Consider the following 23,282-nt stretch of genomic DNA (forward strand, 5'->3'; position numbering starts at 1 on the left):
AAAAATGGACCTCTAAGTTAGAGGTAATAAAAAGTACCATATACAATTGGCTAGTCAGTGTAGTGATATGCGATTTTTCTCCAGGATAATTTGGCTCTTAGAAAAACATATTTAAAAGTTAGCTGATAATAACCATTTTTAAAACTATGAATGATACTGTGATGAACTCGTTTTTGTAGGGCTAAATCTTCTTCTATTTTGCTATTAAGTTGTAGTGTATTGGTTAGAATGGAATAGGTGGAGGCATACATTTGCCTTGCTAATCTATTATTCTTTTTCGAAAAATTTGAACTTAAAGAGGCTTGTACATTTCTTTTTTGCATGATAACGTCATCTAGAAAATCAAAACTATAGTTTCTTGAACATCGTATCCAAAAGTCCAAATCTTCATAAGCAAGTGATTCGTCGTAACCTTGCAATTGGTCAAACGCTGCTTTTTTTATCATAGCAGACACCGAGCATATGCTATCTCCACCAGTTAATACGGTAGTGTATATATCTCCTGTAACCCTTTTTTTTAATACTTTGTTGGAGGTGTTAACATCAAAATAATATGACTTAAAATCCCCATAATGGTCAACAAGTGCAGCATTACCATATACAATTCCGAGGTTGTTGTGTCTACTTTGATTGAATTTTTTGACTAATGACGAGGTAAAATGGGGTAGAAGTAGATCGTCTGCTGCTAAGTCAACTAAATACGTCCCAGTAGCATATCTTGCAGCATTATTAAATGATTTTGTAATACCTAAATTAGTCTCATTGGAGAGAAAACGAACAGTTAAATTTGATTTAATCCAATTTTCAATTACAAGTTTTGAGTCATCAGTGCTACAATCATCAACAATTATAATTTCAATATTAGAATAATCTTGCGATATAACAGAATCTAAACAAGCCGTAACGTATTCGTGTTGATTGTAGCAAGTACATATAATAGTTACAAGTGAATTGTGATGCATTATTTTTAAATGTTATATTTGGAACGAAAATAATAAATTGTTAATGACTGTTCCAAACAAAAAGTATAAAATTGCACTTATTGGCCATCGTTTGAGCGATGGAGGAGGAGAAAAAGTGATGGCAAATTTGTCTATTTTTTTTGATAAAGTAGGGATAGAAGTGCATAATATTATTGTTCTAGATGGTGTAACGTACAGCTATGGCGGTCAACTTGTTAATCTAGGATTGCTCAAAAACAAGAGAAATGATTGGTATAATAAGTTGTCTAGATTTATATTTTTAAAAAAATATTTGAAAAACCAAAAATTCGATTTTATAATAGATTTTCGTCCTAGAATGAAGCCTTTGCAGGAATTGATTTTAACTAAATTCATTTTCAAGACTAAAACCATTTTTACTGTTCATAGTTATTTGTTGCAGTATTACATGCCAAATAACAAGTGGTTTACAAGATTAATTTATATAGATGCTTTTGCCATGGTAACTTGTGTTGATGACATCAAAAATCTTGTGGCTGAAAAATATGCTCTAAAAAATCTTAAAACAATTTACAATCCAGTCAATTTTGATGAGATTAAAGATAAAATTGAGGAAAATGTTCTGGTTGATTTTACCTATATTGTTGCCGTGGGTCAATATAATGATGGTATCAAACAATTTGATAAATTAATTGCTTGTTATGCACAATCTATACTACCACAGAAGAATATTCATTTAATGATTTTGGGAAAAGGAAATTTCGATTTTTTAAATAGTGTTATAATTGCAAATGATGTACAAAACTTAGTACATTTGATGGGTTTTCAAGACAATCCATTCAAATACATTATTAAATCAAAATTTTTAGTGTTGTCAAGTCTAAATGAAGGTTTTGCAAATGTTATAGTCGAATCTCTTGCATGTGAGATTCCTGTAGTAGCTTTTGATTGTCTTTGTGGTCCTAGTACGATTTTAGAAGATAAATTTAATGGTCTTCTTATTGAAAATCAAAATTGCGAAAAGTTAACTGAAGCAATGAACTTATTTATTGAAGATGAAATACTTTACAATTACTGCAAAAAAAACACATTAAATAGTATTCAGCATTTTGCATTAGATAACATTGGTAAACAATGGTTGGATTTAATGAAAATTGATTTATAAACCTCGAATAAGTATGAAAGTTAAAATTATAGATATTCCTAAAGTAGAAAATGTATTAGGAAACATTGCCGTAATAGAAAATGATGTTATTCCGTTTGCTGTAAATAGAGTGTATTATTTATATGATATTCCAAGTACTTCAATTCGTGGTGGCCATTCGCACAAAAAATTGCAGCAAGTTTTAATCGCAATTTCAGGTAGTTTTGATGTTGTATTAAAAAACGGGAAATCAACAAAACGTATTACATTGAACAAACCCGACAAAGGATTGTTGATTAAGAATAATGTTTGGAGGGAGTTAGAAAACTTTTCTTCAGGAGCTGTTTGCTTGGTTTTAGCATCAGAAGTATATAGTGAAGAGGATTATATTCGTGATTTTGAAGAATTTTTATTAACTAGACAATAATTTGATTAGTATTAAATATTTTAAATTAAAAATAAAGCAGTTATAAACCACTTCTAAAACTTTTTGCATGAGAATACTCTACATCACTCCCGATAGTACAAATTCAGGTGGTATTGCTAGGGTTTTGTCGTTGAAATTGAATTATTTGACAGTTACACTCGGCTATCAAATTGAAGTAATTACTGTTTGCAAAACGGCTAAAAAACCTTTTTATCCCTTTAATAAGGCAATAAAATTTCATCACTTGGGTTCGGGAAAATCCATAATTACTTTCCCCTCGCATTTTCTAAATTATTGTAATAAAACCATAGCAGCATTTCAGCCTGATCTTGTGGTTGTGTGTGATGCAGCATTGTCTTCCATCATTCCCTATTTTATAAAAACAAGGGCTCCAATACTTTTCGAAACACATGTGTCTACTTCTTTAAAACAAGTTACGAAACAAAATCTCTTTGATAAGATTCGGTTTCGCGCAGTTTTTTTTACAAAAAAAATTGCCTTTGCAAAATATTCTAAAATTATTTTTGAGACCACAGCAGGTAGGGATGAGTGGCAGTTATCCAATGCGGTTGTAATACCAAATCCTTTAGCATTTATAAGTTCCAATTTAGCTCCCTTAAATCAAAAAAAAGTAATAGCAGTGAGTCGGCATAGTTACGAGAAAGGTATCGACCGTTTACTCTATATTTGGCAGAAGATCATTCAAACACATCCAGATTGGACATTAGAAATTTATGGAGAATGGGATAGTGATTTAAAGTATCAAAAGCTAGCAGCAGAATTGAAAATTGAGACTAATTGCAATTTTTTTGCTCCCAATTCGGCTATTCAAAAATGCTATGAAGAGGCCTCAATAATGCTTTTAACTTCACGGTCAGAAGCTTTTGGAATGGTACTTATTGAAGCAATGCAGTGCGGTTTGCCATGTGTTGCCTATGATTGTCCTTGTGGACCAAGAGATATAATCACTAATGGAACCAATGGGTTTTTAATCGAAAATGATAAGGAAAAAGAATTTGTTTCGAAAGTAAATCAACTTATTGATAACCAATCTCTGCGAAAAAAATTAGGAAAACAAGCAAAGGACGATTCGAAAAAATATGAAATAAGTACTATTATGAAACAATGGGTGCAATTGTTTGAAAATCAAATCAAAGGGTTGGAAGATTAATTCCTAAGGGTACATAAATAACTTATTCGATACATATCAAAAAATAACATAGAAGGATTTTGACTCGCCAAGTTCTTCATTAAAAAAGGTTTTGCGAACCTATGAAAAAGTTGTACAAGGGGAGTAAGTTGATATTTTTTTAGGGTGCTATACATTTGTCCCATTCGAATATAATCTGCAGCAATTAGATTTTTCTCAATCAAATATTTCAGGGCATACAAAGACTCATTTTCTTTTTTAATTGCCTTGTCAAAAGTATCCAAGCCAAAGTGAAATACAGGATTGTGGATATGTAGCACTGGGATTTTTTTTTCTTTTAGATTAAATGAAAATAATGTGTCTTCATGGCGTAGGTTAGGGATCGACTCGTTAAATTTAACCTGATTCAAGATGGATTTATGAACCAGAAAATTCAAAGACAAACAGGAGAGATAAGGATTTTGTTGCCTACTTTTAACGGATAGTGCTTCTCGGCTTCTTCCATAAATCCAGCGTAATATTTTTTCTTTTTCGGGTTTTTCGTCAGGATACAATATACCGCCATTTACAAGCTTAACTTCGTTGTCTATCTGACCAATATAACTGGATATAAAGTTTGTCTGTGTAGGCATCACATCTGAATCCAGAAAAAGTAACCAATTGTACTGTGCTTTCTTTGCAAGTAGATTTCGCACAGCGCTTCTTCCGCAATTATTTTCTAAAACAATAAACGAGCAATTGGGTACTGCGTTTATTTTGGTGTTTTCAGGAACAATATCAGTGGAATGATCATCAATAACGAGAACTTCAAACGGGATGTTAGCAGTTTGACATTGCGCACTCAATTCACACACAAGCGGATATACATTATAGTTGTATGTAGGAATGAGTATCGAAAGCATTAAACAGTCCTTTGCACCACTTCAAAAATGGTAGCATCTTCACATTTCAAAGTTTTTGCTGGGTATTTCATTAACAAGGCATAATCATGAGTTGCCATGATGATGGTTTTTCCGTTTTCGTTAATTTTTCTCAATACTTCTAGGACCTCTGTACTAGTTTGAGGGTCTAGGTTTCCTGTTGGTTCATCGGCAAGGATTAAGTCTGGATCGTTTAACAATGCTCTTGCAATCGCAACACGTTGTTGTTCACCACCTGAGATCTGATGTGGCATTTTATCTGCATAACTTTTCATTCCAACTTTATCCAACACCTCGTCAATTTTATGATCCATATCACCTTTTACGGTCCATCCTGTAGCTTTTAACACAAAAAGCATGTTTTCGCGAATGCTTCTATCGGGTAACAATTTAAAATCTTGGAAAACGATACCGATTTTTCTTCTCAAAAACGGAATATCATTATCCTTTAATCCGACCAAATTAAATTCTACAATTTGACCTTCACCTTGTTTTAAGGGTAGATCGGCGTAAAGCGTTTTCATCAAACTACTTTTCCCAGAACCCGTTTTTCCGATGACGTAGATAAACTCACCACGGTTTACCTCTAAGTTGATGTTGGATAAAATGATTTTATCTTCTTGCGAGATCGTAACGTTTTTAAGGGAAAGAATAGGTAGTGACATAATTAAATATTATTTATTGGGTAAAAGTAAGAAGTTAACGCTTGGATTCAAAATATATTTTGTCATTATATTAAGGACTATAAGGTGAAAAGCCAAAATCAACTTTTCTTTTCTTAATTTTAAGATAAAAAAGGCATCATTGTTGCTATAGCCAATCGCGGTAAATGACATAAATTATAGTACAATATGCAGAGACTTATCAAGTTTTTGTAATAAAAGTATAAATCAATTCGTTATAACCACAGAATATAATACTTTTGAATAGATAAAAAAAAACACACACAATGCGTAAATTTTCTAGGCTCTACATTTTGTTGGCTCTTGCAAATGCAATGGCACTTTCTGCACAAAAATCAGCTGTATATACTCACGAATTAAAGGATTTTGACAGAGCGGTTTTATTATACCGTGATGGTCAATTTGCTTCTGCTCAAACCCTTTTCGAAAAAGTTTACTTAGAAAACAAAAACCAAGAAGTACTTTCAGACTGTTCATATTACAACGCTAGTTGCGCTATACGTTTGAATAGAGGCAATGCAGAGGATTTGATAAACCGCTTTCTAACAGACTATCCAACTAGTGCAAAAAGCAATCTTGCAAACATCGAAATTGCTCACTATTATTTTGAACAAAAAAATTATGCTGACGCCTTGAAAGCTTTTGCTGAGGTGGATGAAAAACAGTTAAGTATCGAAGGAAGGGACAAATACAATTTCCAAAAAGGGTACTCTCTGTTTGAATCGAAGGATAAAAAAGAGGCAACTACTTATTTTAACAAAGTAGTACAATCGCCTGTGTATGGTTCACAAGCCAAGTATTACTTAGGTTTTATGGCGTATGAGGGGAACGATTATACGCAAGCCAATAAATATTTTGACGAAGTATCTGGTGACGAAAAATACAAAGAGAAACTGTCATATTATCAGGCTGACATGAATTTCAAACAAGGAAATTTTGAAAAAGCAATCGAACTAGGAGAGAAAGCGATGTCAAAATCTACGGCAATTGAAAAATCAGAATTGAATAAAATAATTGGTGAGAGTTATTTCAATCTAAAAAAATACGATAAAGCGATTCCGTACCTAACCTTATACAACGGAAAACGTGGAAAATGGAACAATACCGACTACTACCAATTGGGGTATGCGTATTACAAACAGAATGATTTTGAAAAAGCGATCACACAATTCAACAAGATTATAGATGGTAAAGATGCCGTATCTCAAAACGCATATTACCATTTGGGAGAAAGTTACTTGAATTTAAATAAGAAACAAGAAGCGCTTAATGCTTTCAAAAATGCTTCAGAGATGGCATTTGATTTGGCTATTCAAGAAGATGCTAGTCTTAATTATGCCAAATTGAGTTATGAAATCGGAAATTCATACCAAAGTACTCCTGAAGTGTTGTTGGGGTTTATCAACAAATATCCGAATAATAGTAATAGAGCAGTAGTTGAGAAATTATTGATTGATTCTTATATATCTTCAAAAAATTATACGGAAGCGCTAGTTTTATTAGAGAAAAATAAAAGAGCAGAGAATAAAGGTGCTTACCAGAAAGTAACCTTCTACAGAGGATTAGAGCTATATACCAATAGAGGTTATTTGGGTGCAGCTGGAATGTTCAAGAAATCATTAGAAAATCAAGTTGATCCTGAATTTACAGCTCGTGCTACTTTTTGGAAAGGAGAAACAGAAAATATTTTAGATGATTACAATAATGCCTTGCTTAGTTTCAAGCAATTTGCAGGTATGACCACAGCGGCAAAAACTCCGGAGTTCAAAAATATAAATTACAATATTGCTTACGGATATTTTAAGCTAAAAGAATATGACCAAGCGGCGGTTTATTTTCAAAATCAAATTGATAAAAACAAAACGGATACTGACCGTTTAAATGATTCGTACTTACGTTTAGGAGATTGTCGTTTTGTGAATTCCAAGTATTATCCAGCCATGGAAGCTTACAATAAAGTGATCGAGAAAAATGATGCAGATGCAGACTATGCCAATTATCAAAAAGCATTATGCTATGGTTTTGTAGGTAAGAATGACAAAAAAATAGAGGAGCTAAATTCGTTTATTAAGCTGTATACAAAATCAAATTATAGAGACGATGCAATGTATGAATTGGCCAACACTTATGTAGCCAACAACAAACAAGATTTGGCTCTTAAGAGTTATGAAACATTGATTCAAGAATACAAAAATAGTTCGTACATACCCAAAGCGATTTTGAAACAAGGATTGGTTTATTACAACTCAGACAGGGACGATTTGGCATTAACTAAATTGAAAAAAGTTGCCGCAGCTTTTCCAAAAACGCCAGAAGCACTTGAAGCAGTTTCTACCGCTAGATTAATTTATGTAGACAATGGTCGCGTAGATGAGTACGCTACATGGGTACGCACATTAGACTTTGTAGCAGTAACAGATGCCGAGTTGGATAACGATAGTTTTGAATCGGCTAACAAACAATACAGTCAAAAGAATTATAGTCAGGCAATCTCTGGATTCAATGCCTATATTGCTAGTTTTCCAAGAGGGTTACACAGTTTACAAGCGAATTTTTACCTAGCGCAAACCTATTTTTCTGAAGGGCAAGAAGCTAAATCTGTTGCTAATTACGAATATGTTGTAAGCCAAGCTCGTAGCGAATTCACAGAACAATCGTTAACACGATTAGGTCAGATTTATTTAAAAAGCACCGATAAGACTAAAGCTATCGCCATTTTGCAACGCTTGGAAAATGAGGCTGAGTTAGGCCAAAATAAGATATTTGCTCAGTCAAATTTAATGAAATGTTACTATGACAAAAAAGATTACGTCAACTCAGTAACGTATGCAGATAAGGTGTTGAATGCATCAAAAATAGATGATAACGTTAAAAGTGATGCGCAAATAATCATTGCTCGTTCTGCTATGCAAACCGGAGATGAGGCAAAAGCTAGAGCGGGATATGCGAAGCTTGCCACAATTGCAAAAGGAGAGTTGGCTGCTGAATCTTTATATTATGACGCTTATTTCAAAAACAAAGACGGAAAATTTGAAGCTTCGAATGTTACCGTTCAAAAAATCGCAAAAAGTTATTCAAGTTACCGTTACTATGGTGCAAAAGGCTTGGTTGTTATGGCCAAAAACTTTTACGGACTGAAAGACAGTTTTCAGGCCACTTATATTTTAGACAACGTGATTCAGAATTTTACAGATTATCCAGAGGTGGTTGCAGAGGCCAAAAAAGAATTGGCGATGATCAAATCGCAAGAGGCTAAAACTAATTCATCGATTCAAAACTAATTTTTAAAATTTCAAGAAAACATAAATTTAGGTTCGAAAGAAACTAGACTGATTTCAAAAAAATATAAAATATGAAATTCAATTTCCAAAATAATATAGCCTTAGCAATTGTAGTAATGACTGCGCAGGTAACATTGGCTCAAAAAAGAGATGCAAACATAGGGTCAGAAGAGGTTACGGTAACCAAATCGTACAGTCCAACCATATCAGATGCAAATAAAATTAAAGAGGTTCCGTCACTAGATGATGATGGAAATGCAAAGAAAGAAACCATTAAATATGCCATTTTTTCTTTTCCAGTAGCCTCTACTTTTGCACCTTTAAAAGGAAAAGCTGAAGGAGTCGATAAAACAGAACAAGCAAAACTATATGATAATTATGCAACATTAGGCTTGGGTAATTTTGGTACGCTTAATGCAGAACTGTTTGTCAATAAAGAATTGAATAGCAACGATTATATTGGAGGAATGTTCCGTCACTTGTCTTCTCAAGGCGGAATCAAAAATGCCGATTTAAATACTAGTTTTTACGATACTGCTATTGATTTAAATTACGGAGCTAATTATGACGAAATGACGATGAACTTTGATCTTGGATACAAAAACCAAAGTTACAATTGGTATGGTCTCCCAACGGATCTCGGAAACACCCTAACATCCAATGATCGTGCAAACTTGATCAATAGTATCGAGCCTCAACATTCGTTTAACACGATATCTTTGGGTGGTAGATTTGCATTTGATGACAGTTTATTGAACAAAGCTGATTTGAAATTCATTCACTTTTCGGATAGTTTCAGTTCAAACGAAAATAGATTTGTTGCAGAGCCTACTTTCCAGTTTGATGTAAAAGACGAGTTGGTCAAAACCAAAGTTGTGGTTGATTATGTTGGAGGATCTTTCGAAAATAATTATTTAAAAACAAATACAGAAACCATAAAATACGGATATACAAATATCGGAATCCAACCAAGTTTTGTGATGCTAAAAGATGATTGGACTTTAAATTTAGGAGCCGGACTTTTTTACAGCATGGATTCTCAAAACAATAAAGGAACAGTTTATGTATACCCACAAGTAACTGCATCTTTGAAAGTAGTTGGTGACTTGATGATCTTTTATGCGGGAGCAGAAGGGAGTTTAGATCAAAATTCGTATCAGCAATTCGTTGGCGGAAATCCATTTTTGTCTCCAACAATGGGTGATAAAACTAGTGCAGGCTACATCAAACCTACCGACAAGCAGTATGATATATCGGCAGGGTTAAAAGGTAAATTGGCAAACAATGTGAGCTACAATCTTAGAGCGTCTTATTTAAACGAAAAAAACAAGGCATTATACAAAAGCCAAGATTATAACGAAACCATTGCTAGTGAAGCTTACGCTCACGGAAACTCTTTTCAGGTAGTATATGATGATGTAAAAACACTTAGTTTCTCAGGAAACGTAAAGGCAAATTTTTCAGAAAACGTCACTTTCGGACTTACAGGAACTTTTAATAGTTTCGCTACTGACACACAGCAAGAAGCTTGGAATTTGCCAACCGTAAAAATCGAATCAAATTTAGATGTAGCAATTACACAAAAGTGGTTTGCAGGTACACAATTGTTTTACGTAGGCAAACGTATGGATATCCAGCAAAACACAGCCTTGTTCTTACCAAATCCAACGGTAGAATTAGGAAGTTATTTTGATTTAAATGCTCACGTAGGGTACAAACATAGCGATCGATTGACAGGATTCTTAAAAGGAAATAACATTACCAATAATGGGTACCAAAAATGGTTGAATTATCCTGTACAAGGATTTCAAATTGTATTAGGAGCCAATTATAAATTCGAATTCTAGTATTTTAAATTCAAAGTTTACAAGAAAGCACAAGGTTCACAAAGTTTTATTACGCTTTGTTCTTGTGCTTTTTTTACTTTATGGTTATGATTTCTTAGGGCGTGTCCCTTCGTAAAAACTACGGGTCAGGCTGTGCGCTATATCTTTTTTGGGGCAGAAAAAGCCCCAAAAAAGGATACCTCCCGACACTTCGGGACCATCCTTCACGCGAAAATAACGACAAATTTTAAAGTAGAATTAAATATAAAAGTAGTCGAGGAATTTTAAGTTTCAAAAAAAACTTAGAAACTTAGTATCTTAGCAACTTAGACACTTACATAAAAAAATGACTTTCAAACAAAAAATACATTCGCATTATTCCCTTCAAGTACAAGACCGAATCGATGTTTTTAGAGACATGATTTCTGGTTTGACAGAAGATGCCAAGAACGACGCCAAAGGTTCAGCAGGAGACAAGCATGAGACCGCTTTGTCTATGATGCATCTGGAGCAAGAAAAACTCAATACCAAATTGAGCGAAGTAATCACTCAAAAATCAGTGTTAGAAAAAATTAATCCCGAGATTGTTGCCGAAACGATTTCGTTAGGAAGCCTCGTCAAAGCAAATGGAATCTACCTTTATCTTTCTTTGGCTTTACCAAAAATCAATATCGACGGAATAAATGTAATAGCCCTTTCGCCACAAGCGCCACTAGGAAATAAGTTGATGGGAAATAGAGTAGGCTTCACTTTCGAAATAAATGGCACTAAATATATGATTGAGAGTGTGGAGTAGTTGCTTTCATTTGGAAAATAAAGTAAAATCGGTATTTTGTACGTCTAAAAATCAATAAGTTTGTACGTTTAAGTAATTAGCCATGAACACCAAACTCACTTTAAAGCTTGATCAGGAGATAATTGAAAAGGCCAAGCAATACGCTTCGGATAAGAAAGTAAGTTTATCTCGTCTGATAGAAAATTATCTTAATGCTTTAACTTCAGATAAACCCAATGATGATTTACAGATCTCTCCTTTTGTAAAAAGTCTGTCTTCCGGAATTTCTATTCCATTGGATTACGATTATAAAAAAAGTAAAGCAGATTATTTAAACCAAAAAAACAAATGATTAGGCTGCTTGTAGGCACCAATGTAATTTTGGATTTGTTGGCCGAAAGAATACCTTTTTATTATTCAATTGTCAAGCTGCCACTTTGCCTGATTAAAAGATAATTACTTTGGTTGCTTCGCCACTTTCTTTCACAACAGTAGATTATATTTTAAATAAATTTGAATCATCTGAGTCTGTTTTGAGTAAACTTCGAAAGTTTAAAATAATCTGCGAAGTTTGTGAAGTGGATGAACAAACGATTGAAAAAGGACTTAATTCGGGTTTTAAAGATTTTGAAGATGCTGTTCAATATTTTACAGCGTTGCATTCCAGTTGTTCGATTATCATCACTAGAAACGGAAAAGACTTTAATACTGCTACAATTCCAATTATGACTGCCGAGGAATATTTGAGTAGTGTTTTGTAAAACTTATTCCTCAAATTAGTTATTACTTTCGAAATAAAGGAAACTAGATACTAGATTGAAAATTTAGAATAGTGTTTTTTTCTGTAGTCTTTTATTTTTTTTGTGAAATAGTATATAAAAATTATTAAAGTCCTCTCTTTTTGATACTCTATTTGGCGTTTAAGTTGCCGAAATCATTAAAAAAAGGTGTATCCCAAACAAATCTTTCGTAATTTCGCGACCGTAAAAGTTTGACTTTAAAACTAAATTAAATTATGAGCAAAATAATGACAGTCGACGTCTTGTCGAGTATTAAAGGAGCACAGCCTTCAGAGAGTGTGAATAAATTGTTTGATGTAATCAAGAATGCAAATGCATCAAATAATAATGCTACCAATAATGTCAATTATAATTGCGTGTCTGTAAGTGATTTAAGAGATGATGTGGTAATTGAAAGCTCGGCGATTGAGAAAGAACTCATCATGGAAAATTTCCCAAACAAGAAAAATGGATTTTTAGTAGTTGCTAAAGTTATAGAAGGATAATGATGGAATCTCAAATAAGAAATATACACCAACAATTGGTGTCAAAAGAAATAACTTGTACTGCTTTGGTGCAAGAAAGACTCGATTTGCTAAAGCAAAACACCTATAATTCGGTAAATGCTTTGCTTGATACTATGGCGCTTGATTTGGCGGCAAAGGTAGATGCAAAAATTGCAAATGGAGAAACAATCGGTTTGTTGGAAGGTATTCCGTTTGGAATAAAAGATGTGTACATGGTGCAAGGAACCTACACAACAGCAAGTTCTGATTTGTTGAAAAACTATAAATCACCTTATACAGCAACTGCCATTCAAAAATTATTGGATGCTGGTGCAATTCCGTTGGTGAAAGAAAACTGTGATAGTTTTGGTCACGGTTCTTCTAGTGAAAACACCATTTTTGGAGCGGTAAAAAATGCCATTAAGCCAGAATTGGTTGCAGGTGGTTCAAGCGGAGGTTCTGCTGTGAATGTGGCCAAGGACTACACTGTTTTTTCTATCGGTGGAGACACAGGAGGTTCGATTCGTCAACCTGCAGGATACAATAATATCTACGGGTTGAAACCAACTTACGGACGTGTTTCTAGATTTGGTTTAATGGCGTATGCGTCTTCTACAGATTGCGTGGGCCCATTGGCAAAATCAATCGAAGACATTCGTATTGTGATGAATGTCATGAGCGGAAAAGATCCAAAAGACCAGACTTCGATTGCATCAAACGAAATTTCAGAAGAAGATATTGCTCATTCGACAGTGAAAACAATCGGTTATTTTAAAAATTTTATCGAAAGTGATGCTATTGATGCGCAAATAAAAGCAGATTTTTTAGCAGCTATCGAAAAAATAAAAGCCAAAGGAATTGCAGTTAAAGAACTAGATTTCTTTAAATCAGATATCTTAGTTTCGACTTATTATACTTTGGCAATGGCAGAGACGGCTTCCAATTTATCACGTTTAGACGGGACAAACTACGGAAACCGAATTGAGTCTGAAAACTTAATTGAAACTTACGCAGTAACGCGTTCTGAGAATTTTTCGGAAGAAACAAAACGCAGAATCGTAGGAGGGAACCAAGTATTGTCTCAAGGTTTCTCGGATGCGATTTATTTGAAAGGTTTGGCTTTAAGAGACCAAATTTCGGAAAACTTCCGTAAGGATTTTGAAGAAGTCGATATCATTTTATCTCCAGTAACCCCAAGTACACCTCCAAAAATCGGAGACAGTTTGAAAGACCCTTTGGCGATGTATTTGTCAGATGCTTATACAGTAGGTTTTAGTTTGGGACAATTACCAACAATGACAGCGCCACAAGGAACAAGTACAGGACTGCAAATTACGGCAGCAAAAAATAATGACGAATTAGTGATGCAATTTGCTAACTTCTTAAAAGATACACTATAATGGAATTGGAACAATTAAATGCGGCGATCATTGCCCACGATTTAGAATTGGTAATCGGAATTGAAACTCACGTTCGATTAAATACCAAAACCAAGTTGTTTTGTTCTTGTCCAAATCAAGAAATTGAAACACCTAATCAAAATATATGTTCGGTTTGTACGGGGCAAATGGGCGTTTTGCCTGCTCTAAATAAAGAAGCGATTACTAAAGCGATTTATTTTGGAAAAGCGGTAGAATCAACCTTTAGTAACGAAGTGATTTCTTGGGATAGAAAGCACTACGAATATCCAGACAACCCAAAGAACATTCAAATTACACAATATCATAATCCTGTAATTCCTGATGGTCACGTTTCTTGTTATAGAAATGATGGTTCTCAGTTTACAGTAAACTTGACTCAGGTTCATATCGAAGAGGACGCTGCAAAATTGATGCACGAAAAGAAAATTTCGTTAGTCGATTTCAACAAAGCAGGTGTGCCATTAATCGAAATTGTTACAGAGCCATGTCTTCGAAATATCGAAGATGCTTCAACTTATGCGCAGTACATTCAGCGTATCGTTCAAAATTTAGGAATCTCTGAAGCGAACCTTGAAAAAGGAGAATTCAAATCGGATGTTTCGGTTTCGTTACGTAAAAAAGACAGTGCCGAATTAAACCCAAGAACTGAAATCAAAAACTTGAACTCGTTTAAGTTTATGGTCGAAGCTTTGAAAGAAGAAGTAGAGAAGCAATTCAATTATTTTATCGAAAATAAAGCGTTTAGACCCGATCAAACCACGGTTTTATGGGATGCCGATTTGAAGCAAACCAAAGTGATGCGTAAAAAGGAATTCGAAGCAGATTACCGTTTTATTTCGGAGCCAGATTTACCTTTTGTAAACATCAAAAAAGAAATTGAAGCGATTTCTGTAGATACTGCATCTTTGCCTTTCGCAGTAGAATCAATTTTGATAAAAGGTAGCGTATTGCCGCAAGATGCTAAGTTTTTTACAGCAGATGCTTTGCGTTCTAGAACCTTTGTAACCTTAAATAATTCGATAAATGACCCTTCGTTTGTGGCTAAAACTTTAGCAAACAATGTGAAAGCAGAGGATTATGTCAAAATTAATAACATAGCGCATCTAATCACCATTTTTGTATTATTCAAAGCCGAAAAAATTACGGCAGTTTTAGTTCAAAATGCGATTGCAGGCTATTTGAAAGATCATAATTTTGATTATAACAAGTATTTCGAAGAAAACACCATTTCTGAAGAGAAAATCCAAGAAGTGATTACAACAGTACTTGCTGAAAACGAAGCAGTAGCCAATGACATCAAAGCCGGAAACCAAGGAAAAGCCGGTATTTTGGTTGGTAAAGTTTTAGGCGTAGTTGGAAAAGGTGCTGATGGAAAAGTAATTCGTCAAATTATCCTAGACCAATTGGGAGCTGCAGCCATTTTAGAAAAGAAAGAAGCCGCTCAAAATGATTCGAAAGAAATAGAAGTAGAGAGCAAAGGGCATCAAGAAGAAACACTTCCTGAAGTGCCAATCATAATTAAAGACAATTACAGAACACACAAAATCTCACAACTGTCTGAGGAAAATATCAATCAAGAAGTAGAATTATCTGGTTGGGTAGCGTCTGTGCGTGACCACGGTGAATTGATGTTTATCGATTTACGTGATTCTAGTTACGAGATTTTCCAGGTTCGAATTAGTAGAGAATCGTTCCCAAATATTGATGATTTGGTGAAATTAAAACCAGAATCGGTAATTTCTGTAAAAGGAATTGTTGTTGGGCGTAATGAAGATGATTTCAATGCAGGTTTGCGTACGGGTAAAATCGAAATGGAAACGTCTGTTTTAGAAATTTTGAATTTATCGAAGACCTTGCCTTTTGAAATAAAAAGAGCTGCCAAAACAAATGAAGCAACTCGTTTTCAATACAAATTCTTAGACCATAGAAATGATGAGGTTCGTAGAGCCATTGTCAACCGTCATAAAGTGATTAAATTATTGCGTGACATATTAGATGAAGAAGAGTTTTTAGAAATTGAAACTCCAATTCTAAGTGCCGGAACAGATGAAGGAGCACGCGAATTTATCGTTCCAACACGTAAAGGAGCAGGTATGTTTTATACGCTTCCACAAGCGCCACAGCAGTTCAAACAAATGTTGATGGTAAGTGGTTATGAGAAGTATTTCCAAATTGCACGTTGTTTTAGAGATGAGGATTCTCGTGGAGATCGTCAACCGGAATTCACACAGTTGGATATCGAAATGGCATACGCAAGCATGCAGCAAATTATCGATTTGAACACCAAAATGTTCAATAACATCGTTACTAAAATCTACGGTAAAAAATGGATTTTGCATCCGTTTGAAGTCATCACCTATAAAGATGCTATGGATTTCTACGGTTGTGATAGACCAGATTTGCGTTACGGATTAAAAATGCAAGACATTACCGAAATCGTAAAAGAAACTACTTTCCAAGTATTCAGCAAGCCAATTGATGAAGGCGGAATTGTAAAATGTATCAAAGTTTCGGCTCAAGAGCAAGGAAACAAACGTATGTCCAAAGGGCAAATTGAAACATTGACTGCCGTTGCACAACAACACGGTTTAGGTGGCTTGGCTTATATTATCGTAAATGAAACCGAATTGCAATCGCCAATTATTAAATTCTTAGGCGAAGAAATTGCAGCTGGAATTATCAAAGCAACTGATGCACAAGTGGGAGATATTGTATTCTTTTCGGCAGCAGATTATGCTACGGCAAACAAAGCTTTGGATGCTGTTCGTCAAGAAATGGGTCGAATGTTGAATTTGATTAACCCAAAGGAATTGCGTCCGGCTTGGGTAATTGATTTCCCAATGTTCGAAAAAACAGACGAAGGAAGATGGACGTTTACACACAACCCGTTCTCGATGCCAGCAATCTACGATCTGAAAAAGCACATGGATGGTAATGAAGACGAAATTGGAACGATCATCGCACAACAATACGACATTATCTTAAACGGTTACGAAATAGGAGGTGGTTCTGTACGTGCACACAAATCGGAAATTCTAGAAGCGACGTATAGAAATATGGGGTACAACAAAGAAGAGATGATGAAGAGCGTAGGAACAATGTACAAAGCCTTCCAATACGGTGCACCACCACACGGAGGAATCGCTTGGGGAATTGACCGACTAATGATGATTTTGGAGAAAAAAGCTTCGATTAGAGAAGTAATGGCTTTCCCAAAAACAGGATCTAGTGAAGATTTATTATTCGGAGCACCATCGCTTTTATCTGATAGAAAAGTAGAGGAGATGAATGTTAGGATTTTGAGGAAGTAGAGGTTTTAAAATTAATAGCATTTTAATGGTGTTGTTAATTTCATTGAGAAATTGAAAAAAATAAAATAATTAAAACTAGCAAATTCCCAAAACAGCATTTTAAAAATGTAAGTTTTGGGAATTTTGTTTTGAATTTTTGAAATTTTATAATTATTGTACTACTTTTATTAAGAAATAAAATGGTTGTAAATGAAGAAAATATTTAATAATCTAAAAATTGTATTCCTATTTTTTCTGAGTGTTAATTTATATGCAAATGTGCAAAACCGCAACACTACAGAATCTCCATTTTCCATTGAGAATAAAGATACAATAGTGATTAAAGGAAAGATTAATTATTTCTTTAATGGTGGGAAGGCTTCTGGAGCTCAAGTAGCTTTTATAACTTTAGATAAAGTATATTTTTCAAATAGGACCACTAAAAATGGTAGATATCAGATAAAAGTTCCTTCAGAAAAAGTATTTAAAAAGAATGTAATATTTATTAACTATTCCTCTAACTTTTATTTGTTTAAATTTGATTATCATATTATTGGATCACGCTTTTCCAAGACTAAAAGATTAGAAGTTGGTGTTGATAACGTATCCAAATTTTCACGAGTAAATCCTAACGAAGATGATCTTGTATATGTAGAAGGAAAACAAAAAAACATTAGTTCGCTATATCAATTTGATCTCGAAAATAAACATATGCAATACGTAATTGAGGATCGTGAAATTATAAAAAATCTTTGTGGAGAAACTTCAAAAAAAAGACTCATATTGTATTTTTTATGGGACAAATATGACTTATAACTGGTTTTCAGAACGATCTAGATTTATCTGTAGCAAAAGAGCAGAATTGTATGCTGTGCTAGCTCCAGTTGTCCTTATCTAGTTTATTTTTAATATAAAAGGGAATTCCTATCGACCGATTGATTGTGAAATTCAATTATGAACTGCAATAGGCATTCATTCGATTTGTTGTAACCCACGTTGATATGTTAAAATAAATGCAGACACAATTTAAGATCTAGAATTATGGAAATAGCTCATATAAAAACTGAAAACTATTACGATAAAGCACTAGAAAGATTGGAAGTGATTTTTGATGTAACTCCAAATTCTATATGGGGTAATGAAGCTTAAATTTTGTAAATTAATCGAAAATTACGAAAACCATTTTTTTCCTATTTAAACTCCTGATCCAATTTAAGCAATCAAGATAAGAATGGAAGAAATGATAATCCGGAAACATTAGTCATAACTAGATTCATTAACCTGTAGCTGCAATAAAAAATAAATCTTATTAAATGTATAAGTCAGTATTTATGAAGTTATTTTACATACTTGTTCTGTTCTTATTTGTCCGTGCCAATGCGCAAACTCAGGAACAGGTTTACGATATTTCAGTTAATGGTATTACAGTCGGAGAATTATCGGTTTCAAAAGTTATTGAAGGTTCCAAAACTGTTTATAAACTCAATAGTAAATCTGTAATTTCTCTTTTTACAAAAACTACTATAACGACCTCATTGATTTGTGAATTTAAAGATAATGTTTTAGAATGGAGCACTTATGTTTCAAAAAAGAATGGAAAACCCTATGACAATAGTACAATCACCAAAAGTGATGGTTTGTATACAGTAACTAGGAAGGAAAAAACAACAACGATTAGCAAGCCTATCAAATATCTTACTTGTATGTTGTATTTTGAAAAACCAATTACAAATGAATCTTATTTTGATGTTTTAGAAGGAGTTTTTAGTCCAGTGAAAATCGTAGATCAAAATAATTATCTATATGTTGATTCGAGTAATAATGAAAAAACAACATATAATTATTTGAATAGAACTTTGCAACAAGGTAGTACTAAACATGCGCTATATGATTTTACATTTACTTTGAGGAGATAGAAATGATTATCATCATCAGCTGCCGCGAACAGAAATTAGCTCAAAAGCTAGCGCGAGCATCTTGCTCGTGCCCACAAAGCAAATTAACAAAACTACAACCCTAAAAAAGTTGTAGTTTTTTTTTTTAGAAATAAATGATACTATCCAACTTTTTTAGTGATTGGCTTGATATTGTTATTAAACGCAATAAAGTTTTTTTGTATCTTTGATAAAAGCTACTTAAATCATAATCAGTATGGATGTTCAATATATATCAGACAAATTAGGCAATAAAACAGCTGTTGTAATTCCAATAGAGCAGTGGAAGAAAATACTCCAAAAATATAAAGGTGTTGAAGAAGAAGTAGAAGAGTCATTTGCAGAAATGTCGCAAGAAGAATTTGTACAGTGGATTGCCGATGCAGAAAATTCCTCAGTAATGTCTCTAGAAACTTTTAATGAAAAATGGGAGCAAGAAATACAGAACATAAAAAGTCTTATACGTTAGAGATAACAGATAATTATCATTTTACGTTAAGGCAAATTGTCTATTACATTGCATTTGAGCAAAAGCAACCATTAAATGCTTTAAAAGTTGGAGAAGGAATCAATAAAGCAATGATTAAAATTGTTAAGAATCCTTTGCTTTATGCGGAGTGCGAAAATATCCCTACCAAAACAAAAATGTATCGTGAAGCTGGGTATAAATCTTGGCTAAATATTTTTAAAGTTAAAAGTAATGAAGTAACCATTTTAGGAGTTATAAGCGGTAAACAAAAGCCAAATCGCTTTAAGAAGATGACAAAATAAAAATGTAAGTAGGTAGAAAATATTGCTTCAATAAGTTTAAAAAATATAATTTTAATAACAATCTAAGTTGATTGAATTACAAATTTTCAAAGTGGGCATTTCGGTGTTTGTTTTGAAAATTTGTGTTTTGTGATGGTTTAGTTTTACACTGATTTTTAAAATTTGCTATTGAAATTGACATTGATTTTTGATTAAGACCTCGGTTTACCAATTCCTCTATCATAAAGCACAATACTCCCAGCAACTGATACATTCAAACTTTTTTCGGATTTAAATTTTACTAAAAAATGACATTTCTCAATAGCTTGCTTGGTAAGACCATTGTCTTCTGCGCCTAACAAGTATACACAACGCCTTGGGTGTTCGAAAGTTTCTAAATCTTCGGCTCTTTCATCTAGTTCGACGCCGACTATGCGAGCGCCTTTGGGTAGATTTTTGAAGAAATCATCAAAATTATCGTAATGAAAATATGGCATTGATTTTACAGCATTGTGCGTGTCACTTGCTTGCTTTGCATATCGATTTCCGATAGTAAAAATATAGCTTGCTCCTAGGTTTTGCGCGGATCGCCACAGTACCCCAAGATTTTCGGGAGTTTTACCATTTAGTATTCCGATACCGAAGTATTCTGTTGTGAAATTATCGTTCATGCTGCAAAAGTACAAACTAGATGTAGGATTATCAATTTTTTATTGCACCTGAAAGTAAAATTCAATGTAATCGTCTTTGATTAAGAAATAGAACATTTTATCGATAGCAAAGTAGTAATTATCTAAGACAAGAAAAGGACCGTCAAAATAAAATTTTTGCTTTTTTACTAAGGTTGAATTGTCTAAAATTTGTCGATCGTTGAACATGGTTAATGACCTGTAATTTATAGTTGCTACGGTGATGTTTTTACTTTTTGCAATAGAGTCAATTTTACTGATAGTCAAGTTATTAGTGTTGGTAGTTTGCGCATAGCTAGTTAAGGTGATGATCATTAGTATAGAGAGCGATATAATTGTTGTTTTTAATGTCATTCTGAATTTTATTTAGTTAGGAAAATCTCATAATTTATTCAAAAATTAAGCCGAAAATTAACTTCTTAAACTTTCTTGCTGTGCTGGGTTTGCGTGAGGGATAGGAATAGGCTACCGAAGTAGCATGGATAGCCCGACAGTAGCAAGCAAAGGGGCTATTTACTCGCATGCTTGGGTAAGCCCCTTTGCTTGGTGGTGGCACGCCCAAAAGTGAATTGAAACGCATATGTTTTGACTGAATTTAGTATTGTGGAATGTTTATCGTTTTTGATGCTGAAGTAATCTTCAAAAGGATACTTATTGTTAATAACTTACCATGTAAAATGCGGATTTTGGCTGTGTTCTAATTTGAGTTTTTATATATTTGTTCGTTAGACAAAAAATAATACATTTTTAGAATAAAAAAACATGAGCGAAGAAATCAAGAAAGAAAATAATTATTCAGCAGATAGTATTCAGGCATTAGAAGGAATGGAGCACGTAAGGATGCGTCCTTCCATGTATATTGGAGATGTAGGTGTTCGAGGTCTTCATCATTTAGTTTATGAAGTTGTTGATAACTCGATTGATGAGGCAATGGGTGGCCATTGTGATACAATTAGAGTGGATATAAATGAAGATGGTTCTATCACTGTAGAAGATAATGGTCGTGGTATTCCGGTTGGAATGCACAAAAAAGAAGGTGTTTCGGCACTGGAGGTGGTTATGACCAAAATTGGAGCAGGGGGTAAATTTGATAAAGATTCGTATAAAGTTTCTGGAGGTCTGCACGGTGTGGGGGTTTCTTGTGTGAATGCTTTGTCTCAGCACTTGACTGCTACTGTACATAGTAGTGACGGAAAAGTGTACGAACAAGAATATGAAAAGGGGAAAGCAATGTACCCTGTGAAACAAATTGGTGAAACGACAAAAAGAGGTACAATTGTAACTTTTTATCCAGATCCAACGATTTTTACACAAACTACAGAGTATTCATATGATACTTTGTCTGCTCGTATGCGTGAGTTGGCGTACTTGAACAAAGGTATCACGATTACGTTTACAGATAAAAGAGAAAAAGATAAAGACGGAAACTTTATTGGAGAGGTTTTTCACTCTACTGAAGGTCTTAAAGAATATATTCGTTACCTAGACGGAAACCGTGAGCCAATTATTGCTCATGTAATCTCAATGGATCATGATAAAGGTGATATTCCGGTTGAGGTAGCTTTGATTTATAACACAAGTTATAGCGAAAATATTTTCTCGTATGTGAATAACATCAACACGCATGAGGGTGGAACGCACTTGCAAGGTTTTAGAACGGGTCTTACAAGATCATTGAAGAAATATGCAGATGCATCTGGAATGTTGGATAAATTGAAGTTTGATATCTCAGGGGATGACTTCCGTGAGGGATTGACAGCAATTATATCTGTAAAGGTAGCAGAACCACAATTTGAAGGGCAAACAAAAACCAAACTTGGTAACAGAGAGGTAGTTTCGCCAGTGAGTCAAGCGGTGGGGGATATGATTGAAGCGTATTTGGAAGAGAATCCAAACGATGCAAGAATCATTGTTCAGAAAGTGATTTTGGCAGCTCAGGCGCGTCATGCTGCTAAGAAGGCACGTGAGATGGTACAACGCAAAACCGTAATGGGTGGTGGTGGATTGCCAGGGAAATTATCTGACTGTTCAGAACAAGACCCTGCAAAATGTGAAGTTTACCTTGTCGAGGGAGATTCGGCAGGTGGAACAGCAAAGCAAGGTCGTGACCGTGCTTTTCAAGCGATTTTACCTTTGCGTGGTAAGATTTTGAATGTTGAAAAAGCGATGCACCATAAAGTGTTCGAAAATGAAGAGATTCGAAATATATTTACTGCTCTTGGAGTAACAGTTGGAACAGACGAAGATAGTAAGGCATTGAATATTTCAAAATTGCGTTACCATAAAGTAATTATTATGTGTGATGCCGATGTCGATGGTAGTCATATCTCTACCTTAATATTAACGTTCTTCTTTAGATTCATGAAAGAATTAATTGAAGAAGGTCATATTTACATTGCTGCACCACCTTTGTACTTAGTTAAAAAAGGAAACAAAAAAGAATACGCATGGAATGATGTACAGCGTGATCAAGCCAATGAAAGAATGGGTGGAAGTGCAGGTATTCAACGTTATAAAGGTCTTGGGGAGATGAATGCAGAACAATTGTGGGAAACTACAATGGATCCTAGTTTTAGAACTTTGCGTCAAGTGAACATTGATAGTTTGGCTGAGGCTGATAGAGTGTTTTCGATGTTAATGGGTGACGAGGTACCACCTCGTAGAGAGTTTATCGAAAAAAATGCAGTTTATGCTAATATTGACGCTTAATTTAGTAAATTGTACCAGTCGATTGAAGGTTTAATCGACGTCATAAAAAATAACTAA

General features: G+C 34.1%; 21 protein-coding genes. 16 read left to right on the top strand and 5 right to left on the bottom strand.

Annotation, left to right across the window (positions count from 1 at the left end; translation table 11 throughout):
* Positions 1-50: 50 nt before the first annotated feature.
* Positions 51-962: a glycosyltransferase gene (locus FFWV33_RS11455; protein ID WP_108741020.1), complete on the bottom strand. Its 912-nt coding sequence runs from the start codon at positions 960-962 to the stop codon at positions 51-53.
* Between the two features lie 43 nt (positions 963-1,005).
* Here FFWV33_RS11455 and FFWV33_RS11460 point away from each other — a divergent pair, with 43 nt between their 5' ends.
* The 3 genes from FFWV33_RS11460 (at position 1,006) to FFWV33_RS11470 (ending at position 3,683) form a co-directional block, all read left to right on the top strand.
* Positions 1,006-2,106: a glycosyltransferase gene (locus tag FFWV33_RS11460; protein ID WP_108741021.1), complete on the top strand. Its 1,101-nt coding sequence runs from the start codon at positions 1,006-1,008 to the stop codon at positions 2,104-2,106.
* Between the two features lie 13 nt (positions 2,107-2,119).
* Positions 2,120-2,512, top strand: a complete 393-nt coding sequence (locus FFWV33_RS11465; protein ID WP_108741022.1) for a sugar 3,4-ketoisomerase — start codon at positions 2,120-2,122, stop codon at positions 2,510-2,512.
* Positions 2,513-2,579: 67 nt separating this feature from the next.
* Positions 2,580-3,683, top strand: coding sequence for a glycosyltransferase family 4 protein (locus FFWV33_RS11470; protein WP_108741023.1), 1,104 nt, complete (start codon positions 2,580-2,582; stop codon positions 3,681-3,683).
* Here FFWV33_RS11470 and FFWV33_RS11475 read toward each other — a convergent pair.
* Both FFWV33_RS11475 and FFWV33_RS11480 read right to left on the bottom strand, forming a co-directional pair.
* A complete protein-coding gene (locus tag FFWV33_RS11475) occupies positions 3,680-4,564 on the bottom strand; it encodes a glycosyltransferase family 2 protein (RefSeq protein ID WP_108741024.1) in 885 nt (294 codons plus the stop codon). The genes FFWV33_RS11470 and FFWV33_RS11475 overlap by 4 nt on opposite strands.
* Positions 4,564-5,247, bottom strand: coding sequence for a cell division ATP-binding protein FtsE (locus FFWV33_RS11480; protein ID WP_108741025.1), 684 nt, complete (start codon positions 5,245-5,247; stop codon positions 4,564-4,566). Before FFWV33_RS11480 ends, FFWV33_RS11475 begins: the two co-directional genes overlap by 1 nt.
* A 284-nt stretch (positions 5,248-5,531) precedes the next feature.
* Here FFWV33_RS11480 and FFWV33_RS11485 point away from each other — a divergent pair, with 284 nt between their 5' ends.
* The 12 genes from FFWV33_RS11485 to FFWV33_RS11545 all read left to right on the top strand — a co-directional run bounded on the left by FFWV33_RS11485 (position 5,532) and on the right by FFWV33_RS11545 (position 19,848).
* Positions 5,532-8,546: a tetratricopeptide repeat protein gene (locus FFWV33_RS11485; RefSeq protein WP_108741026.1), complete on the top strand. Its 3,015-nt coding sequence runs from the start codon at positions 5,532-5,534 to the stop codon at positions 8,544-8,546.
* 71 nt (positions 8,547-8,617) lie between these two features.
* The gene (locus tag FFWV33_RS11490; RefSeq protein ID WP_108741027.1) at positions 8,618-10,393 is read left to right on the top strand and encodes a TonB-dependent receptor; all 1,776 of its coding nucleotides are present in this window, start codon (positions 8,618-8,620) and stop codon (positions 10,391-10,393) included.
* Between the two features lie 325 nt (positions 10,394-10,718).
* Positions 10,719-11,168, top strand: a complete 450-nt coding sequence (locus FFWV33_RS11495) for a hypothetical protein (RefSeq protein WP_108741028.1) — start codon at positions 10,719-10,721, stop codon at positions 11,166-11,168.
* An 82-nt stretch (positions 11,169-11,250) separates the two neighbouring features.
* Positions 11,251-11,499: a DUF6364 family protein gene (locus FFWV33_RS11500; protein ID WP_108741029.1), complete on the top strand. Its 249-nt coding sequence runs from the start codon at positions 11,251-11,253 to the stop codon at positions 11,497-11,499.
* Positions 11,500-11,608: 109 nt separating this feature from the next.
* The gene (locus FFWV33_RS11505) at positions 11,609-11,908 is read left to right on the top strand and encodes a PIN domain-containing protein (RefSeq protein WP_245891492.1); all 300 of its coding nucleotides are present in this window, start codon (positions 11,609-11,611) and stop codon (positions 11,906-11,908) included.
* 254 nt (positions 11,909-12,162) lie between these two features.
* Positions 12,163-12,432, top strand: coding sequence for an Asp-tRNA(Asn)/Glu-tRNA(Gln) amidotransferase subunit GatC (locus tag FFWV33_RS11510; protein WP_211316255.1), 270 nt, complete (start codon positions 12,163-12,165; stop codon positions 12,430-12,432).
* 2 nt (positions 12,433-12,434) lie between these two features.
* Positions 12,435-13,832: an amidase gene (locus FFWV33_RS11515; protein WP_108742535.1), complete on the top strand. Its 1,398-nt coding sequence runs from the start codon at positions 12,435-12,437 to the stop codon at positions 13,830-13,832.
* Entirely contained in the window at positions 13,832-17,164 is a 3,333-nt protein-coding gene (gatB/aspS, locus tag FFWV33_RS11520) for a bifunctional amidotransferase subunit GatB/aspartate--tRNA ligase AspS (RefSeq protein WP_108741030.1), read from the top strand. Before FFWV33_RS11515 ends, gatB/aspS begins: the two co-directional genes overlap by 1 nt.
* A 189-nt stretch (positions 17,165-17,353) precedes the next feature.
* A complete protein-coding gene (locus FFWV33_RS11525) occupies positions 17,354-17,959 on the top strand; it encodes a hypothetical protein (RefSeq protein WP_108741031.1) in 606 nt (201 codons plus the stop codon).
* Positions 17,960-18,456: 497 nt separating this feature from the next.
* Complete coding sequence (locus tag FFWV33_RS11535) at positions 18,457-19,059, top strand: DUF6134 family protein (RefSeq protein ID WP_211316256.1); 603 nt, start codon at positions 18,457-18,459, stop codon at positions 19,057-19,059.
* Between the two features lie 235 nt (positions 19,060-19,294).
* A complete protein-coding gene (locus FFWV33_RS11540; protein WP_108741033.1) occupies positions 19,295-19,546 on the top strand; it encodes a hypothetical protein in 252 nt (83 codons plus the stop codon).
* Positions 19,504-19,848, top strand: a complete 345-nt coding sequence (locus tag FFWV33_RS11545; protein WP_108741034.1) for a type II toxin-antitoxin system RelE/ParE family toxin — start codon at positions 19,504-19,506, stop codon at positions 19,846-19,848. The genes FFWV33_RS11540 and FFWV33_RS11545 overlap by 43 nt, the downstream gene beginning before the upstream one ends.
* Positions 19,849-20,039: 191 nt before the next feature.
* On the opposite strand, the gene FFWV33_RS11550 is transcribed toward FFWV33_RS11545, so the two are convergent.
* Positions 20,040-20,498, bottom strand: a complete 459-nt coding sequence (locus tag FFWV33_RS11550) for an RNA methyltransferase (protein WP_108741035.1) — start codon at positions 20,496-20,498, stop codon at positions 20,040-20,042.
* 39 nt (positions 20,499-20,537) lie between these two features.
* Complete coding sequence (locus FFWV33_RS11555) at positions 20,538-20,870, bottom strand: hypothetical protein (protein ID WP_159086010.1); 333 nt, start codon at positions 20,868-20,870, stop codon at positions 20,538-20,540.
* 408 nt (positions 20,871-21,278) lie between these two features.
* On the opposite strand from FFWV33_RS11555, the gene gyrB reads away from it, so the two are divergent.
* The gene (gyrB, locus tag FFWV33_RS11560; RefSeq protein WP_108741037.1) at positions 21,279-23,225 is read left to right on the top strand and encodes a DNA topoisomerase (ATP-hydrolyzing) subunit B; all 1,947 of its coding nucleotides are present in this window, start codon (positions 21,279-21,281) and stop codon (positions 23,223-23,225) included.
* Positions 23,226-23,282 lie beyond the last annotated feature (57 nt).

The organism is Flavobacterium faecale, assembly GCF_003076455.1.
Lineage (GTDB): Bacteria > Bacteroidota > Bacteroidia > Flavobacteriales > Flavobacteriaceae > Flavobacterium > Flavobacterium faecale.